The organism is Maritimibacter sp. DP1N21-5 (genome assembly GCF_019218295.1).
Classification (GTDB): Bacteria; Pseudomonadota; Alphaproteobacteria; order Rhodobacterales; family Rhodobacteraceae; genus Maritimibacter.
Genome location: NZ_JAHUZF010000006.1, coordinates 457,377 through 474,893, shown reverse-complemented (window position 1 = coordinate 474,893; position 17,517 = coordinate 457,377). Strand labels below are relative to the sequence as shown.

Annotated in this window: 14 protein-coding genes; 7 read left to right on the top strand and 7 right to left on the bottom strand. The window is 63.5% G+C overall.

What is annotated here, in order from left to right; all coding sequences use genetic code 11:
- Positions 1-33: 33 nt before the first annotated feature.
- The 4 genes from paaZ (at position 34) to KJP29_RS09920 (ending at position 4,217) form a co-directional block, all read left to right on the top strand.
- The gene (gene paaZ, locus KJP29_RS09935; protein WP_218463408.1) at positions 34-2,061 is read left to right on the top strand and encodes a phenylacetic acid degradation bifunctional protein PaaZ; all 2,028 of its coding nucleotides are present in this window, start codon (positions 34-36) and stop codon (positions 2,059-2,061) included.
- A 33-nt stretch (positions 2,062-2,094) separates the two neighbouring features.
- Positions 2,095-2,880 (top strand): PaaX family transcriptional regulator C-terminal domain-containing protein, encoded by a 786-nt coding sequence (locus tag KJP29_RS09930; RefSeq protein WP_218463407.1) that lies wholly within the window; start codon positions 2,095-2,097, stop codon positions 2,878-2,880.
- A gap of 97 nt (positions 2,881-2,977) precedes the next feature.
- The gene (locus KJP29_RS09925) at positions 2,978-3,499 is read left to right on the top strand and encodes a DinB family protein (protein ID WP_218463406.1); all 522 of its coding nucleotides are present in this window, start codon (positions 2,978-2,980) and stop codon (positions 3,497-3,499) included.
- 220 nt (positions 3,500-3,719) lie between these two features.
- Complete coding sequence (locus KJP29_RS09920) at positions 3,720-4,217, top strand: DUF1097 domain-containing protein (RefSeq protein ID WP_218463405.1); 498 nt, start codon at positions 3,720-3,722, stop codon at positions 4,215-4,217.
- Between the two features lie 65 nt (positions 4,218-4,282).
- On the opposite strand, the gene KJP29_RS09915 is transcribed toward KJP29_RS09920, so the two are convergent.
- The 4 genes from KJP29_RS09915 to KJP29_RS09900 form a co-directional block, all read right to left on the bottom strand.
- Positions 4,283-5,101, bottom strand: a complete 819-nt coding sequence (locus KJP29_RS09915; protein ID WP_218463404.1) for a UTP--glucose-1-phosphate uridylyltransferase — start codon at positions 5,099-5,101, stop codon at positions 4,283-4,285.
- 108 nt (positions 5,102-5,209) lie between these two features.
- Positions 5,210-7,789 (bottom strand): calcium-binding protein, encoded by a 2,580-nt coding sequence (locus KJP29_RS09910; protein ID WP_218463403.1) that lies wholly within the window; start codon positions 7,787-7,789, stop codon positions 5,210-5,212.
- A 298-nt stretch (positions 7,790-8,087) separates the two neighbouring features.
- The gene (locus KJP29_RS09905) at positions 8,088-9,098 is read right to left on the bottom strand and encodes an NAD-dependent epimerase/dehydratase family protein (RefSeq protein ID WP_218463402.1); all 1,011 of its coding nucleotides are present in this window, start codon (positions 9,096-9,098) and stop codon (positions 8,088-8,090) included.
- A gap of 46 nt (positions 9,099-9,144) precedes the next feature.
- Positions 9,145-10,311 (bottom strand): nucleotide sugar dehydrogenase, encoded by a 1,167-nt coding sequence (locus tag KJP29_RS09900; RefSeq protein WP_218463401.1) that lies wholly within the window; start codon positions 10,309-10,311, stop codon positions 9,145-9,147.
- 468 nt (positions 10,312-10,779) lie between these two features.
- Between KJP29_RS09900 and KJP29_RS09895 the strand changes: the two genes are divergently transcribed.
- The gene (locus KJP29_RS09895) at positions 10,780-12,429 is read left to right on the top strand and encodes a right-handed parallel beta-helix repeat-containing protein (RefSeq protein ID WP_218463400.1); all 1,650 of its coding nucleotides are present in this window, start codon (positions 10,780-10,782) and stop codon (positions 12,427-12,429) included.
- Positions 12,430-12,435: 6 nt separating this feature from the next.
- Here KJP29_RS09895 and KJP29_RS09890 read toward each other — a convergent pair whose 3' ends face one another.
- Both KJP29_RS09890 and KJP29_RS09885 read right to left on the bottom strand, forming a co-directional pair.
- Complete coding sequence (locus tag KJP29_RS09890) at positions 12,436-12,927, bottom strand: hypothetical protein (protein ID WP_218463399.1); 492 nt, start codon at positions 12,925-12,927, stop codon at positions 12,436-12,438.
- Positions 12,928-12,995: 68 nt separating this feature from the next.
- A complete protein-coding gene (locus KJP29_RS09885; protein WP_218463398.1) occupies positions 12,996-14,573 on the bottom strand; it encodes a lysine--tRNA ligase in 1,578 nt (525 codons plus the stop codon).
- Positions 14,574-14,687: 114 nt separating this feature from the next.
- Here KJP29_RS09885 and KJP29_RS09880 point away from each other — a divergent pair, with 114 nt between their 5' ends.
- Both KJP29_RS09880 and KJP29_RS09875 read left to right on the top strand, forming a co-directional pair.
- The gene (locus KJP29_RS09880) at positions 14,688-15,110 is read left to right on the top strand and encodes a tellurite resistance TerB family protein (RefSeq protein ID WP_218463397.1); all 423 of its coding nucleotides are present in this window, start codon (positions 14,688-14,690) and stop codon (positions 15,108-15,110) included.
- 113 nt (positions 15,111-15,223) lie between these two features.
- Complete coding sequence (locus KJP29_RS09875; protein ID WP_218463396.1) at positions 15,224-15,922, top strand: glutathione binding-like protein; 699 nt, start codon at positions 15,224-15,226, stop codon at positions 15,920-15,922.
- A gap of 73 nt (positions 15,923-15,995) precedes the next feature.
- On the opposite strand, the gene dacB is transcribed toward KJP29_RS09875, so the two are convergent.
- Positions 15,996-17,498 carry a D-alanyl-D-alanine carboxypeptidase/D-alanyl-D-alanine-endopeptidase gene (gene dacB, locus KJP29_RS09870; protein WP_218463395.1) on the bottom strand — a complete coding sequence of 501 codons (1,503 nt, stop codon included), beginning with the start codon at positions 17,496-17,498 and terminating at the stop codon, positions 15,996-15,998.
- Positions 17,499-17,517: the final 19 nt, after the last annotated feature.

Here is a 17,517-nt window from a genome sequence, read left to right as displayed (position 1 = left end):
TTGGACGCCGAATCTGGCAAACGGGAGGACATCATGTCGATCATCAACGTGGCGAGCTTTGCGGCTGGCACCTGGACGCAACCGGGCGCGGAGGCCCGCCCCATCGCATCGGCCGTGACCGGCGAAGTCATCGCGCAGGCGGGCGGACCCCTCGACGCGCAGGTGATGCTCGACCATGCGCGGCAGGTCGGCGGCCCGGCCCTGCGCGCCCTGAGCTTCCACGAACGCGCCTCGATGCTGAAGAAGCTCGCGCTGCATCTGACCGAGCACAAGCAGGCGCTCTATGACCTCTCCTTCAACACAGGCGCGACGCAGGCCGACCACGCCTACGACATCGACGGCGGCATCGGAACGCTCTTCGTCTATGCTTCAAAGGGCAAGCGCGAGTTGCCCGATGCCCATCTCCTCGTCGATGGCGATGTGGAGCAATTCGGCAAGCAAGGCCTGTTCCTTGGCCAGCATGTCTATACCTCGATGCAGGGCGTCGCGGTCCATATCAATGCCTTCAACTTCCCGGTCTGGGGGATGCTCGAGAAGCTCGCCCCCACCCTGCTCGCCGGCATGCCCGCGATCGTCAAACCTGCCACGGCCACATCCTACGTGACCGAGCTCGCCGTGCGGCTCATGCTGGAGTCCGGCGTGCTTCCCGAGGGCGCGCTTCAGTTCATCGCGGGAGGCACGGGCGATCTGCTCGACCGTCTGACCGCGCAGGACGTGGTGAGCTTCACGGGCTCCGCCGACACCGCGCTCAAACTGCGCTCGAACCCGCGCATCCTTTCCAATGCCACGCGCTTCACCGCCGAGGCCGACAGTCTCAACGCCTCGATCCTCGGGCCGGACGTGACGCCGGACGCGCCGGAGTTCGACCTCTTCATCAAGGAAGTCGCGCGGGAAATGACCACAAAAGCGGGGCAGAAATGCACCGCGATCCGCCGCATCCTCGTCCCCGAAGCACGGGTGGCCGATGTGATCGAAGCGCTCGAGGCCCGGCTCTCCAAGACCGTGATCGGGGACCCGGCCGACCCGGCCACGCGGATGGGCGCGCTCGTGTCGACTGACCAGCGCGACGACGTGCTTGCCAAGGCCGCGATCCTCGGGACCGAGGCCCAGCGCGTGATCGGCGACCCGGACAACTTCGAGGTCGCGGGTGCCGACAAGGTCAAGGGTGCCTTCCTGCCGCCGATGCTCTTTCACTGTGCCGACCCCGACGCCGCCGTGAAAATCCACGAGACCGAGGCCTTCGGCCCGGTGTCGACGATCATGCCTTACCGCGACACGGATCATGCCGTCGCGCTCGCCAATCGCGGCCAAGGTTCGCTCGCTCTCTCGCTCTTCTCGCATGATACGGGCGTGGCGCGCGACGTCGTCATGGGCGCCGGCGCCTGGCACGGCCGGGTCTACATCAACGACCGCATGTCGGCGAAAGAATCGACCGGCCACGGCTCGCCGATGCCCCACCTCATCCACGGCGGCCCCGGTCGCGCGGGTGGCGGCGAGGAGATGGGTGGCATTCGAGGCGTGAAGCACTTCATGCAACGCACCGCCGTGCAGGGCTCGCCCGACATGCTTCAGACGATCACCGGCGTCCACGTCCCCGGCGCAACGCCGAAACCCGCGCCCGCGCACCCCTTCACGCGCACCTTCAACCAGATCGAGATCGGCGAGACGATCACCACCGAACCGCGCGTGGTGACGATGGAGGATATCGAGCACTTCGCGAGTTTCACCGGCGACACCTTCTATGCCCACATGGACGCGGAGGCCGCCAAACGGAACCCGTTCTTCCCCGACCGCGTGGCACATGGTTACCTGCTTCTGAGCTTCGCGGCGGGGCTCTTCGTGGAACCCAACGAAGGCCCCGTCCTTGCCAACACCGGGCTCGACAACCTGCGCTTCATGAAACCGGTGATCGCGGATACGCCGATCCACGTGGTGCTGACGGTGAAACGCAAGACCAGGCGCACCGGCGAATATGGCGAGGTGCGCTGGCATGTCGTGATCCTCGATGATGCCGACGAGACAGTCGCGCAATACGAGCTTCTGACGATGAACGCCTATTGAGGGCGCCTGCGGGGGGGGGTAGCCTCCCGCCCGATGACCCTGTTCTCGCCCTCCACGCAAAGCCGGATCGACGCGCTCATGGCCGTCGGTCCCGTCAAGGTCTGGTCCGTCGTCGTCACCGTGATGGGCGACCTCTGCCGGCGTCCCGGCGATCGCCTGTCGGGCCGCACGCTCGACATGATCCTCGCGCCCATGGGGATCAACAATCAGGCCCTGCGCACCGCGCTGCACCGGCTCAAACGTGATGGCTGGATCGAGGCCGCGCGCGACGGTCGCGGGTCGAGCTACGCCCTCACGCCGCTTGGCCGCGACCGGACCGAAGCTGTGCGCCCGATCATCTATGCCGCGGGGCCGTCGGCGGTTATGCCGGTTCATCTGATCCTGCCCGACCCTTCGCTCCCGGCTCCTGATCTGGCCGACTTCCTGCCGGAGGATTCGCTCGTCCTGCCGCACCGTGCCGCCCTCTTCGCCGGCCCGGAACAAGACCTGCCGGAGGGCGCGCTCATCGCCAGTGTCCCGTCAGGACCCCTGCCCGACTGGCTGCGCGACTCCGTGGCCGACCCCGAGCTTTGCGCCGAATACGAGGCACTCTGCACGGCCACGCTCTTCGACCTGCCACGCGACCCGATAGCGCGTCTGGTGGTGCGGCTGGCGGCCTTTCACCACTACCGGCGCCTGCGCCTGCGCCACGGCGACCTGCCTGACCTCCTGCTCGGCCCGACTTGGCCCGGCGCCCGAGCTCGCAGCAGGATCGCCGACCTGCGCGCCGAATGCCCACGCCCCGCCATTTCCACGCTTCAGGCCGTGGCCGAGGCGTGACCAGTTCCGGGCGCCCTTGCCCGTCGCGCCGAGGTTGCCGAACGTGATATGATCCCAGGAGCAACTGCAGGGGCGACGACCCCGGAAAGGAGCCCTCATGGCTTTCGCCAATCCCTGGCTCGGCTTCGCGCTGAACAACGCCTATGCCAACCGCACGCTCTATACCGCGATGGAGGGGATGAGCGCCGAGGACTTCACCGCACCACGGCCTGGCTTTTTCGGGTCCCTCGACCAGACCCTCGACCATATCTATGCGGTCGATCTCTACTATCTCGACGCGCTGGAAGGGGGCGGTCAGGGACTGGGCGTCTTCGACCGCGCGCCTATGTCTTCGCGCGAAACGCTTGCCAGCCGTCAGGCCGAGGCCGACATGCGGTTCGCCATGTTCTGCCGCAACCTGACCGATGCCGACCTTGCGCGCGAGATCGACACGGATCGACCCGGCGGCCGGGTGACGGAAACGGTCGGGGCGATCTTGCCGCACCTCGTCCAGCACCAGATCCATCACCGGGGGCAGGCCCATGTGCAGCTGTCCCACGCAGGCATCACACCGCCGCAACTTGACGAGTTCTTCCTCAATTACGATCGTGCCGAACTTGCCAAGGCCTATTTCGGCTAAGGCGATCACGCTGCGCTCGGAGAGGTATGAAAGCGCCTAAAGGTTCCGCGACCAAGGTCGGATGTCCAGCCGGACCTTCGTCGCGAAGTGGTCGTAAGACCAAAGAATGAATGGGTTTTTCGCGCTTCGCCCCAATAATCGGGCATCCGTGGGGGCAGTGCAAGACTGGGACGAAAAGCTTCCTCCGACGGTGGTTTGACCGATCCAAGGGAGGAACATCATGGATCTCATACTTGCGCTGGCCGTCTCCATCGGCCTCTTGGGTGGTGTGTCCACTTACCTTTTTCTGACTGTCGGCACGATCCAGATCTGGATCGCCTTCATCGCCTGGGCGAGCTTCTATCACTGCGGCGGCGGGATGGAGGGCTTGCGCAAATCCGTCGTGGCCAACATCTGGGGCGCCATCGTCGGCTTCGTGGCGCTGCTTCTCATCATGAAGGTGACAGCGCCCCTGCCCGGCGTGCTCTGGCCCTCGGTGGTCGTGGCGATCACCGCTTTCGTGCTGGTGCTCGGCGCAAAGCTTCCGGCCCTCGCCGCCATTCCGGCGTCGGTCTATGGCTACGCCGCGATCGCGGGCTACGGGCTTCTTTCCGGGGCCGATGTCGCGACCTTCAACCTCGCCAACCCGCTCGTCTGCACGGTGATTTCGATGGTCGTCGGGGCGCTTTTCGGTATCGTCAGCGAGAAATTCGCAGGTCTCATGACCAAGTCGTCCTGACCGGTCCCTGAGGTTCCCGGGTCGCGCCACCTGCGCGTCCCGGGCTTAAGGTCAGGGTCGTCGGCTTAAAGGTTCAGAAGCCGATACCGCTCCTGAGCCGCCAGCAAAAGCCCCTCGTGATTGCCGGTGTCGAAGCGCGTGCCCGTGAAGTGGTAGGCCGTCAGCCCGACGATATCCGCGCTCTGCGCTATGGCGTCGGTCAACTGGTATTCGCCACCCGCACCTTTCGGGATCTTCTTCAGCGTCCGGAAGATCGAAGGGTCGAGGATATAGCGCCCGACGGCGGCCAGACGCGAGGGCGCCTCGCTCGGGTCCGGCTTTTCGATGATGGCGTCTGCCCGCTGCATCCGCCCCATGCGTTCCCCGATGGGCGAGAAGATCCCGTATTTCGACACCTCGTCTTCAGGCACTTCCATCGCCGCGATCATATGCCCGCCGCTGTAGCCCTGCGCCATTTCGGCAAGACAACTCGCCCCCAGAATGACGTCGTCGGGCAGGATGACCCCCACCGGCCCGTCGAGCACGTGGTTCGCCCCCAGCATGATCGCGTGACCCAGCCCCAGCCGCTCGGTCTGAAGCACAAGTGCAATCTCCGTGCCGTCCGGCACGCCGGTTGCGTTGAGGGTATCGGCAAGCGCGTTCTTGCCTTTTTCCCGCAGGCTCGCGATCCCGTCCGAGTCGCGCGCCAGATACTTGAGGATGCTGTCCTTTTCAGGGTGCGTGATGAACACGAGGCGCTGCGCGCCGGCTTCGATCGCCTCGTTGATCGCGAACTGGATCGCGGGCGTATCGAAGATGGGCAAGAGCTCTTTGGGCGTCGACTTCGTGGCCGGCAAGAGCCGGGTTCCAAGGCCGGCAACCGGAAAGAGTACGGTATTGATCAAAGGTCTTTTCCTTTTGCGTTCTTGTATCGTCCCCGGTGGGTTCGGCCCGGTGTGACGAGGTATTCGCGCCGCCCGGCCAATCCGGACAACGCACCGCCATGTCTGACGTCAGGTGAAGGTCAGGTCAGTAAACCCGATCCCGGCCACGCCTTCGAGCAGGATGGTGAGATCCGTCGATCCATCCATATCGTCGTCGTAGAGGATGGTGGTGCCGCCCGCCTCAATCAAGAAGTCGAAGTGATCCGGCACGACACCGATGCCAAGAGTGAATTCGAGGGTATCCACCCCCAGCACGAAATCCTTCACGACGTGTGTGGCACCACTGTCCGCCAGATCGAAGGCGAAGACGAAGACATCCGCGTCCTCGCCGCCGACGAGCACATCGCCAGAGCCACCGGCCACCAGCCGATCCTTGCCATTGGAGCCGAAGAGCATGTCCGCCCCCCCGCCGCCGACCAGCGTGTCATCGCCCGAGTCGCCATGAAGCGCGTCGTCACCGGTGCCGCCGAAGATCAAATCATCATCCGCGCCGCCCGACAGGATATCGTCGCCGGCGCCGCCGTCGATCGTATCGTCGCCAGAACCGCCTTTGACCGTGTCGTTACCCTCACCGGCAAAGATCGTGTCGTCGTCGCGGCTGCCGTCGATGAGGTCGTCGCCGTCGCCCCCGTCGATCCAGTCGTCACCGTTGCCGCCCCTGATGTCGTCGTCTCCGTCGCCGCCCAGGATGAGGTCGTCGCCGTCCCCGCCGTCGATCTCGTCCGCGCCTTCGCCGCCGTCGAGCACATCGGCCCCCTTCTCACCGTCGAGGAAGTCATCGCCAAGACCGCCGAGGAAATCATCCTCGCCATCGTCGCCCAGCATGAGGTCGCGAACGTCGGTTCCCACGAAATTGCCCGCGCCATCGAAGACCTCGAAGCGGTTCTCGACACCGGGACCATCGCCATAGTCGATCGTCCGCCACTTGAGCGTGGCATCCTCGCCCTCCAGTAGCTCGGTCACGACCTTGTAATCGAGCGTGGTGACCCGCAGCCGCGAGATCAGCGACCAGTCTTCGCCATATTCTTCGGTGACATGGCGGTTACCGTCGATGATGACGAGCGAAGCCGCAAGGAGCTTCCAGTCGGCATCATAGGTCTGGGTGCCGGTCTTCGTCGCGCTGTGAACGTGCTTGACCCCACCGGTCAGAATCCAGCCCGCGCCATAGGTCTCGACGAGTGTGAAGTCGGGTTTGACGGTCACGACGGTTCCGCCCGTGATGTTGCCGGCCCCGTTTTCCTCGATCACGGTTTTCGTCACGTTCCCGGTGACCGCTACGGTTTCCCGGAAGATCACGAACCAGTCGGGGCCATAATCCGCGACCTGCGTCCGCCCATTTCCGTCGTCGGTTTCGAGGTGCGCCGAGACGAGGTTCCAGTCGCCGTCGTAATACTGGATGCCGGTCTGCGTGGCGTTGTGGATCTGCTTCACCGCATCCATCAGGACCCAGCCGGGACCGTAGTTCTCGATCAGGGTCGCGTCATCCGTGACCGTGGTCGACGTGCCCCCGGTGATGTTCCCGGCGCCGTTTTCCTCGATGACAATCTTGGTTACATTTCCCGACACCGTCGTGGTTTCCCGGAAGATCACGAACCAGTCGGGGCCGTAATCCGCAATCTGCGTCCGTCCATTTCCGTCGTCGGTCTCCAGATGCGCCGAGATCAGGTTCCAGTCGCCGTCGTAATACTGGACCCCGGTCTGCGTGGCGTTGTGGATCTGCTTCACCGCATCCATCTGGACCCAGCCGGGACCGTAGTTCTCGATCAGGGTCGCGTCATCCGTGACCGTAGTCGACGTGCCCCCGGTGATGTTCCCAGCGCCGTTTTCCTCGATGACAACCTTGGTTACATTTCCCGACACCGTCGTGGTTTCCCGGAAGATCACGAACCAGTCGGGGCCGTAATCCGCAATCTGCGTCCGTCCATTTCCGTCGTCGGTCTCCAGATGCGCCGAGATCAGGTTCCAGTCGCCGTCATAGACCTGTTCGCCGGTCTGGGTCGTGGTGTGGATCGTCTTCACCGCGCCCGACAGGACCCAATCCGTCCCGAAGGTTTCCGCCAGGGTGAAGTCGGACTTCACGGTGACGATAGTGCCGCCGGTGATGTTCCCGGCTCCGTTTTCCTCGATCACGGTCGTCGTGACGTTGTCCGCTACGGTCGTCGTTTCCCGATAGATCACGAACCAGTCGGAGCCGTAATCGGCCGTCTGGGTGCGGCCCTTGCCATTGTCGGTTTCGAGATGCGCCGACACCAGGTTCCAGTCGGAGTCATAGGTCTGCACGCCCGTCTGGGTCGCCGTATGAATGAACTTCTCGGCATGTGTGAAGCCGTCCGCGTCCCAGTGCTCGACCAATGTATACTGGTCGCGCGTGATCGTTCGTTCGCGCGATACCTGAGCACCGTCCGCGTCGAAGACCCAGAGATTGACGGTATCGCCCTGAACCTTCTCATCGACCGAGCCGAGCTTGGCACCGGTTTCGTCGTAAAAGTCATAGCTCGTCATGTCGCCTTCGACCTTGACGATGACCTCACCGAGCAGGGCGCCGGAGGAGTCGTAGTAGGAATACTGTGTCCTGTTGGACGAAAGAAAGGTGACAACCGGCACAGGCAGAGCCGGATCGCCGTGGAAAGGCTGAGTTGTGTCTAACAATTGAAGACTCCGAATTTGATCACTGGCAGCGTGGGACACGACACACCAACGGCAAATTCTTCTCCTTCAGAATGCAGAAAAAATCAGCGCGTGCAACGGAATTGATCGGGCGCGACCCACTTTGGATTGCCGCGCTGCGGCGATACCGGCAAGCCGCTGACAATCAATCATTATTTTCGGAACAGGTGACATCCGCGCGCGGGCAGGATTGATGCCAATGCAGGAACAATTCAGCGGTAGAGCGCCATTGTGCACACAAAAACGGCACTGCTTCCAAGCGCCCCAAACGCGACGCGGGTCAGACCTGATAGTAGTCGCGATACCAGTCGACGAAGGCCTTCACCCCCGTCTTCACGTCGGTCGTCGGCGCATAACCCGTCAAAGACTGCAGAAGCGAGGCATCGGCCCACGTCGCGGGCACGTCGCCAGCCTGCATCGGCATAAGGTTCCGCTCCGCCTTGCGACCCGTCGCCTCTTCAATGGCTTCGATGAAATCGGTGAGCTGCACCGAGTTCGAGTTCCCGATGTTCACCACCCTGAAGGGTGCGACCGGTGACAGGCTGTCTCCTTCCGCGACGGTCCCGTCCTCGGGCCGCAGGGGGACCGCCGCGACGAGCAGCCAGATCGCCTCGACCAGATCGACGACATAGGTGAAGTCGCGCTTCATGTCGCCAAAGTTGTAGACGTCGATCGGCTTGTCCTCGAGGATGTTCTTGGTGAACTTGAAGAGCGCCATGTCCGGCCGCCCCCACGGGCCGTAGACCGTGAAAAAGCGGAACATCGTGATCGGCAGGTCAAAGAGATGCGCGTAGCTATGCGCCATGCTCTCGGTCGATTTCTTCGTCGCGGCGTAGAAGGACATCTGGTGGTCCGCCTTCACCGTCTCCTGGTAGGGCATCACGGTGTTCGCGCCATAGGCGGAGGACGTGGAGGCGAGCAGCATGTGCCGGGGCGGAAAGGCGCGCGCGGCTTCGAGAAGTTCGAAGGTGCCGATGATATTGCTTTCCAGATAGGCGCGCGGGTTCTCGATGGAGTAACGGACGCCGGCCTGCGCGGCGAGGTGCACGACGACGTCGGGCCTTTCCTCCTCGAAAAGGGACATGAGACACCCGGGCGTTTCGACCATCTCGTGCACCGAGCGGTAATTCGGCGACTGGTTCAGCATCGCCTCCCGCCGCTCCTTGAGCGCCACGTCGTAGTAGTCCGACAGGCAGTCGAGCCCGATCACGCGCCAGCCCTCGTCAAGGAAGCGCCGGCAGACGAACGAGCCGATGAACCCGGCCGCGCCGGTTACGAGAGCAGTGGGCACCTTACTATCCTTCCGTTGTCATGACGGGATGCGTGCGCGACCCGCGTCAGTCCGCGCCGAACAGATCGCGGGTGAAGACCTTGTGGGCCACATCCGAAATGTCGTCGGTCATGCGGTTGGCCACGATGACGTCGGACAAGGCCTTGAAGGCCTCCAGATCGCGGATCACCGGCGAGTTGAAGAACTGGTCCTCCTCCATCACCGGTTCGTAGACCACGACCGGGATCCCCTTGGCCTTGACCCGCTTCATGATGCCCTGGATCGACGACTGGCGGAAATTGTCGGAGCCCGCCTTCATCACCAGGCGGTAGATTCCCACCGTCTTGGGTCCGCGCATCAGGATCTGGTCGGACAGGAAGTCCTTGCGGGTCCGGTTCGCGTCCACGATGGCGCGGATCAGGTTCTGGGGCACGTGGTTGTAGTTGGCCAGAAGCTGCTTGGTGTCCTTCGGCAGGCAATAGCCGCCGTAGCCGAACGACGGGTTGTTGTAGTGATTGCCGATCCGCGGATCAAGCGAGATGCCGTCGATGATCTCCCGCGAGTTCATGCCGCCCGAAATCGCGTAACTGTCGAGTTCGTTGAAGAAGGCGACCCGCATCGCGAGATAGGTGTTGGCGAAGAGCTTGATCGCCTCGGCCTCTTTCGAGCCGACGAAAAGGATATCGACGTCGTTCTTGATCGCGCCCTGGAGCAGCAGTTCGGCGAACATCTTCGCCCGGTCGGACCGTTCGCCCACGATCACGCGCGACGGATAGAGGTTGTCGTAGAGCGCCCGCCCTTCGCGCAGGAATTCCGGCGAGAAGATTATGTTCTGCGAGCCGGTCTTGTCGCGCAGCTCGTCGACATAGCCCACGGGAATGGTGGACTTCAAAACGATCAGCGCATCCGGGTTCACGGAAATCACCTGATCGACCACGGTTTCGACCGAGGAGGTATCGAAGTAGTTGAATTTCGGATCGTAGTTCGTCGGCGTCGCGACGATCACGATGTCCGCATCGCCATAGGCCGTGGCACCGTCTGTCGTCGCCGTGAGGTCGAGTTCTTTCTCGGCAAGGAACTCCTCGAGCTCCGCATCGACGATCGGACATTTGCGGGCATTGACGAGGTCGACACGCTCCTGGCTCACGTCGACGGCGGTGACCTTGTTGTGCTGGGCCAGAAGGACCGCATTGCTCAGTCCCACGTAACCGATCCCGGCTACTGCAATCTTCATCTGCGCTCCCAAAATCCGTTCTCCAATGTGCGGTCAGTTAAGGAGCAATGCCGGAGAAACGGCAACCGGCACCCGGTCGATTTCGTCTTTCCGTCACTTTGCTTCACCGTTCGCCCAAGATTTATGCGTCGCGGGCAAGGGTTTCTCCCGCCTTTGACCATGATTTCACTCGAAAAGAGTCTTTTCGACCCTGCATGCCGCCTAAATCTTCCGCCTTTCTTATGCAACCGCCGATTCTTGGCGCCCTCCGCGACGGGGTGACCAAGGCCTTTGCCCGCTCGTCACCGCGACCGGACCGCTGACGCGAGGGCGCTGATTTTTTGGCGTCGTGGTCTCTTTTCGCGCAGGGTGGAGGTTGCGCGTTCCAAGCGCCGCCCAAGCGGCGGATTTCGCTTGCGGGACCGGCCAATGCCCCGTTCCCTGAAGGCGAGCGAGCATGAAACCAGGCAACACGAAAGGACACATCCGATGTCCGACCTCCATGTCTATAAAGGCGCGCTCCCTTCCGATTCCCCCGCCTCTGCGTTTACCTCGATCCAATCGGCAATCAATGCGAGCGCGCCGGGCGACACGATCCTTGTCCACCCCGGTCACTACGCCGAAAACCTTGTCATCCGGACCAACCAGATCTCGCTCATTGCGGTTGGTGGCCCGGAGGCGACCCGGATCGACCCCGCCGACAGCCTGCGCGACACGTTGGAGATCGCGGGGGCGGATAGTATCACCGTCACGGGCTTCACCCTTGGCAGCGGCACGAATCCCGCGAAGCAGACTGTGCATGTTCACGGCGTGAAGGACGGCACCGACTTTGCCACCCATGTGACCCTGAGCGGCAACCTGATCGAACGCGGTGCGGGTGACGGGATCAAGCTGTCCAAGGTGTCGGGCATCGTGGTCGAGGACAACACAATCACAGGCGGTGGGTCGACCGAATCCGCGCTCGATCTTGTGGGAGGCGAGCGGATCACCATTGCGGGAAACCGGTTCCTCGACATGGGCAACATCGGGATATCGCTGAAAGGCGGGTCCAAAGACGTCGTGGTCACGGGCAACACGCTGATCGGCGTCGCCCATGTGGGGATCGAGATCGGCGGTTACACCAATCTCGCCAACTACATGCCCGGCTTTCTCGAGTCTGGTCTGACCTATGAAATCCTGAACGTCCTTGTCGAGAACAACCTAGTGCAGGACGCCGGGAATGCCGCCTTTCGCGTCATCGGCGGGCAGAAGGTCGCCTTTCTCGCCAACACCGCGACTGGGGGCAATCCCGTGGTCAAGATCGACGACTCGTCACTTTATCACGATAGATGGGCAAGCAGCGACATCGGCTTTTCCGCGAACAGCTTCCCGGGCGCGGACTGGCTCGTCGACCGCAGCCAGCAGGCGCATATCCTTTCGGAGATCGCGGGCCTCTTCACCGATTGGCGCAACATTGCGCAAACGCCTGCGGGCGACAGGACCGAAACCCCGGCGCCCGAACCCGAGAGCCCGGACTACAACACGATCACCGGCACCCGTGGCGACAACAAGATCACGGGCAGTTCAGCCGCAGATGAGATCTTTGGTGAAGATGGAGACGACGAGATAGCGGCAGGCGGAGGCGACGACGTCCTGCATGGGGGCGACGACCGGGACAAACTCTTCGGCGGCGCGGGCAACGACCAGCTCTACGGGGGGGACGACCGAGACCGTCTTGAGGGCGGAGAAGGCGACGACCTGCTGGTCGGTGGAGACGGGCGTGACCATCTGATCGGGGATAGTGGCGACGACGTCCTCACCGGCGGCAGCGGTGAGGCCACGCTCGAAGGCGGTGACGGCGGCGATTTCTTCGTCTTTGCCGCGTCCGACGGCGACGCCTCTGCGATGATCAAGGATTACGACCGGACAGAGGGCGACCGGATCGTGCTGATCGGCTTCGGTGACGAGCTTGCAAGCTTTGCCGACGTCGACACGAACGGCAACGGACGTCTCGAGCGGGGCGATGTCGGCGTGTCGACCAGCGGTGACCGCCTGACGCTGCGGCTGGACCGGATCCTCGACGCCGACGCCCCGACCATCGAGATCGACCACGACGGCGACGCTCTCACCGCGCAAGATTTCCTGTTCACGCTGGGCTGATCCGGTTCACTCAGCGCAGCCGCCAAGCGACTTGGCGATGGGACCGGTCAGCGTGTCGAACCAGCGTTCACCGGGCTCCCGTTCGATCATCACGTTGGCGATGATCTCCTGCCCTTCGCAATCGGGCGCGAGGGCCAGCCGGTGGTAATAGACCGTGCCATCCGCGCGCCGCCCGGACAGCACGGCCCAGCCCTCGCCGCTTGCACGGTAGGTGACGGTGCTGCCATCCTGTTCCGCGAAAACCCGGGCCGCTTCGACCGTCCGTTCAAAGCTGTTCTCGACCATGTAGCCGCCATAGGCCGCGACCGAGATCCCCGTGCCGTCCACCCGAAACCGCTGGCCGTCGGCGTTCGCAGGCGGCGGGTCGGCGCGCCAGACGAGATCGCGGCCCTCGTGCTCGTCGGGCAGTTCGATGCTCACGCCAAAGCGCCCGACCTCCCAGACATCGGCCATTGCGACCGTCGCCAGACAGGTGAACCCCAGAGCCAATGCCCGCATCGCAACCTCCAAATGACGACGCCCCGACCGTGGCCGGGGCGTCCCATTTCGTCAACCGGCGACAGGCCTCACCCGACGAGTTCGCCCGCCAGCGCCTTATCGATCAACGCGACCGTCTTCTCGACACCATAGAGCGCGATGAAGGAGCCAAAGCGCGGGCCCTGGTCAGCGCCCAGGAGCACCTGATAGAGCGCGGAGAACCAGTCGCGCATCGGCTCGAAGCGTTCGCGGCCGACGGCGAAAACCTCGGACTGGAGCGCCTCGCCCGTGCGCTCGCCCTCGTAAGTGGCAAGCCGGTCACGCAGTTCCGTCAGCGCCTCGCGCTCCAGATCGCTGGGCGCGCGGTATTGCTTCGTCGGCGCGACGAAGTCCTCATAGTATTTCACAGCGAAACCGGCGGCGGCATCAAGGTCGGGATGCGTTTCGGGCGTGGCGTCCGGCGCATAGTTTCGGATGAACCCCCAGAGCACCGACTTGTCATGCGCTGAAGCCACCGAGGCGAGGTTCAGGAGCATCGAGTAGTTCACCACCATCTTCGACTCCGGCACGTCGCCGTTGTGGATGTGGTAGACCGGGTTTGCGAGCTGCTGCTCGAGCGTCTGGCCCGGATAGGCCGCAAGCTGCTGGTGGTATTCGTCCATCGCCCGCGGGATCACGTCAAAGAACATGCGCTTCGCCGTCTTGGGCTTTTGATACATGAAATAGGCAAGGCTCTCGGTCGAGGCATAGGTGAGCCATTCGTCGATGGTCAGACCGTTGCCTTTCGACTTGGAAATCTTCTCGCCCTTGTCGTCGAGGAAGAGCTCGTAGACGAAATGGTTCGGGGCCCGTCCGCCCAATGCCCGGCAGATTCCGTCGTAGATCGGCGTGTTGGAGGAGTGATCCTTGCCATACATCTCGAAATCCACATCGAGCGCCGCCCAGCGCGCGCCGAAGTCGGGCTTCCACTGGAGCTTCACGGCCCCACCGGTGACCGGAAGCGTCCATTCCTTTCCGTCCTCGTCGTCGAAGGTGATCGTGCCTGCCTCGGCATTGACCTCTTTGATCGGCACGTAAAGAACGCGGCCCGTGTCGGGGTGGATAGGGAGAAAAATCGAATAGGTCTGCTGGCGTTCCTCGCGCAGCGACTTCAGCATGATCTCCATGATCTTGTCGTAGTTCTTGGCCGCCGACAGCAGCACCTCGTCGAACTGACCGGATTTGTAGAACTCGGTCGCCGAATAGAACTCGTACTCGAACCCGAAGGTATCGAGGAACCGGCGCAGCATGGCGTTGTTGTGGTGGCCGAAGCTTTCGTATTCGCCGAAGGGGTCCGGCACGCTCGTCAGCGGCTTCTGGATATTGGCGTGGAGCATCTCCTGCTCCGGCACGTTCTCGGGCACCTTGCGCATGCCGTCGAGGTCGTCCGAGAAACAGATAAGCCGCGTCGGGATGTCGCTGATCACCTCGAAGGCGCGGCGGATCATCGTCGTGCGCATCACCTCGCCAAAGGTCCCGATATGCGGCAGGCCGCTCGGCCCATAGCCGGTTTCAAACAGCACGTATCCCTTGTCCGGCGCACCCTTCTCATAGCGCTTGAGCAGCGCCCGCGCCTCTTCAAAGGGCCAGGCTTTCGAAGTCATCGCGGTGTCACGAAGGGTGCTCATGTGCTCGTCCGTCCGATTGGGAGAGGGGTTTATCGAAGGGTCTACCTATTGAAGCGGGGGGTAAGCGTCAATAATCTGCATAGCAACAACGAACCAACCGACACGGAGAACCCGGTGCCCGATCTTCCCCATTCCTTCTCGCCGCAAGACAGCCTGATCGCCGTCATGGTCGCCGTCTCCGTATCGGACGGCAATGTCCGCACGTCAGAGCTTCTGCGCATCGAGGAGATCGTGAACCACCTTCCGATCTTTGGTGATTACGACGCCGACAGGATCAGCAGTGTCTCGAACGCGGTCTATGACCTCATGAGCGAGGAAGACGGGCTCGACGCGCTTTTCGGCATCGTGCGCGAGAACCTGCCCGAACGGCTGAATGAAACGGCCTATGCGATGGCCTGCGACGTGGCCGCCGCCGATGGGGCGCTTCGGGAAACCGAACTGCGCCTTCTGGAAGAAATCCGTTACGAGCTGTCCATCGACCGGCTCGCCGCTGCCGCCATCGAACGGGGCGCACGGGCGCGGCATATGACGCTTTAGGAGCGTCGCACAGCAGCTGTGCAGGGGAGATGCGCGCGCGAGCGTGCGCTACGGCCCCTTTCGCAGTAGCCTGACGTCGATCTGTCCTCACATCCGAACCGCAAGGATTACCCATGCTCGAAGACTTCCCGATCACCAAACGCTGGCCCGCGGCCGACCCGAGTGTGATCCAGCTTTATTCGCTGCCCACCCCGAACGGCATCAAGGTCTCGGCCATGCTCGAGGAAACCGGCCTGCCCTACGAGCCGCACCTCGTGAACATCATGGAGGACGACCAGTTCACGCCCGAGTTCCTGTCGCTCAACCCCAACAACAAGATCCCCGCGATCATCGACCCCGACGGTCCCGGAGGCAAACCTCTCGGGCTGTTCGAGACCGGCGCGATCCTGATCTACCTCGCGGACAAGTCCGGGCTCTTCCTGTCGGACGATCCCGCGACGCGCTATGAGACGATCCAGTGGGTCATGTGGCAGATGGGTGGCCTCGGCCCCATGCTGGGCCAGTTCGGCTTCTTCTACGCCTTCGGCGGCAAGGACATCGAAGACAAGCGTCCGATGGAGCGCTACCTCAACGAAACCAAGCGCTTGCTCGGCGTTCTTGACAAACACCTCGAAGGCCGCGACTTCATCATGGGCGACGCCTATACCATCGCCGACATCGCCTCCTGGCCCTGGGTTCGCGGTCTGTCCACCGCCTACAAGGCCGACGACGTGCTGGGCCTTGCCGACTACCCCAACGTGATGCGCTGGCGCGCCGCCTGCATGGCACGGCCTGCTTCCGAGAAGGCGGTCAACATTCCCACCCGGGATTGAGGTCAGGCCATCCTCGACATGAAGAAGAAACGGCGGCGGCCCTGTCGGCCGCCGTTGCCCGTCTGACTCTGGCTCAGGCGTAGACCGTCACCCAGCGCGAAATCAGCTTTTGTTGCAGCATCCGGGAGCGGCCCGACCAGCTCTTGGCGCCCGCCGCCATCTCCATCTCGGCCTTGGACAGCGCCCGACGACGCGCCACGTCACCCGTGAAGATCGCGAAGGCCAGCACATTGCCATCCGCCGCCGTGGTATAGCCCGCCAGCGACGAGACGAAGTTGAGCGTGCCGGTCTTGGCGTGGATGCGATAGGGCGGCTCGGCGATCGTGTTGCCGTCGGCGCCGCGCACGGCGACCTCTTTCATATGGCTGTGAAGCGCCCCGCCCGGCCCTATCTTGGCCAGCATCCGCACCATGTCCTCGGCCGACACGCGGCTCTGATCCGAGAGGCCCGAGTGATCGTGGAACGACGCGCTCTTCGCGCCCAGCCCCTGCCGCATCCAGTCGCTCATGCCGCGTGCGCTCGCAGCCAGCGACCCGCCGGTCCCGCGTTTGGCCGAGGCGCTCAGGCCCAGCACCTCGGCGGTCAGGTTGGTGGACCACTTGAGCATGTCCTTCGCGATGGTCGAGACATCCGCCGAATTGTGCTGGACGATGGGCGTGCCCGCCGGCATTGCGGTCGCAGGCTCCGGGCGCGGCAGCTTGATCCCATGGACCGACGCGAGCGCCTGAAACACCTCGCCCGCATAAAGGTCGGGCCGGCGCACGGGGAGCCAGCGCGACCCGCCGTTGCCCAGCGCCGTCGCGGCCACCGTCCATTCGTCGGTCATGCCCGCGGCCTTGTAGGTATAGACCGGGAGATCGCGGTTCACGACGCTCATCCGCGCCATCTGGACGGCGGGACGATAGCGATCCGACCGCCCGTCCATCGCCACCGAATACCCGTTCCCGGCGCGCGCCCATTCGAAATGCACGCGGTTGTAGTTGAGGTTGATCCCCATCACGGCGGGATTGTAGCCCAGATGCTCGGGCTGCTCGGGGTCGATCGACCGCACATAGGGCAAGGCACCCCCGAAGACCTTGAAGCTCCCGGAGACCGAGGTTACCCCCTTGGCCTTCAGGGCCTGCGCCATGTCGGCGAGCCCGTCGGTGTCGAGCGTCGGGTCACCGCTGCCGACGAGGATCAGGTCGCCCCGCAATTGGCCGTTGGAAATCGGACCCGTGGCGATAAGCTGCGTCGGAAAGACCTGTCCCATCCCCAGCGTGTCGAAGGCATAAAGCGCAGTCACCGCCTTGGCCACGCTGGCAGGCGGCATCGGCGTCGCGCCGTTGTGTTCTTCGAGGATGACGCCGGTCTTCGCGTCCGCAACCACGAAGCCCACGTCACCGCCCAGCTGTGCCTCGGCGATCAGCGCGTCGATCTGGGGCGCCGACCGGGTGCTCGCGGCGACGAGAGCGGGCGACGGAATGGTCCCGCGCGGTGGCGGCCGGATCGAGGTGAGCGGTGCCTCGGCGACCGCCGCGCCTGCGACAGTCGAGGCCAGACCAGACAGAAAAAAGCGCCGTGAAATTCCCCTCATGCGGACAAGTAAAGCCGAG

Excerpts from the sequence above, each read along its gene's own strand:
- paaZ (WP_218463408.1), top strand. The coding sequence starts at position 34 with ATGTCGATCATCAACGTGGCGAGCTTTGCGGCTGGCACCTGGACGCAA.
- KJP29_RS09930 (WP_218463407.1), top strand. The coding sequence starts at position 2,095 with ATGACCCTGTTCTCGCCCTCCACGCAAAGCCGGATCGACGCGCTCATG.
- KJP29_RS09925 (WP_218463406.1), top strand. The coding sequence starts at position 2,978 with ATGGCTTTCGCCAATCCCTGGCTCGGCTTCGCGCTGAACAACGCCTAT.
- KJP29_RS09920 (WP_218463405.1), top strand. The coding sequence starts at position 3,720 with ATGGATCTCATACTTGCGCTGGCCGTCTCCATCGGCCTCTTGGGTGGT.
- KJP29_RS09900 (WP_218463401.1), bottom strand. The coding sequence starts at position 10,311 with ATGAAGATTGCAGTAGCCGGGATCGGTTACGTGGGACTGAGCAATGCG.
- KJP29_RS09895 (WP_218463400.1), top strand. The coding sequence starts at position 10,780 with ATGTCCGACCTCCATGTCTATAAAGGCGCGCTCCCTTCCGATTCCCCC.
- KJP29_RS09890 (WP_218463399.1), bottom strand. The coding sequence starts at position 12,927 with ATGCGGGCATTGGCTCTGGGGTTCACCTGTCTGGCGACGGTCGCAATG.
- KJP29_RS09885 (WP_218463398.1), bottom strand. The coding sequence starts at position 14,573 with ATGAGCACCCTTCGTGACACCGCGATGACTTCGAAAGCCTGGCCCTTT.
- KJP29_RS09875 (WP_218463396.1), top strand. The coding sequence starts at position 15,224 with ATGCTCGAAGACTTCCCGATCACCAAACGCTGGCCCGCGGCCGACCCG.
- dacB (WP_218463395.1), bottom strand. The coding sequence starts at position 17,498 with ATGAGGGGAATTTCACGGCGCTTTTTTCTGTCTGGTCTGGCCTCGACT.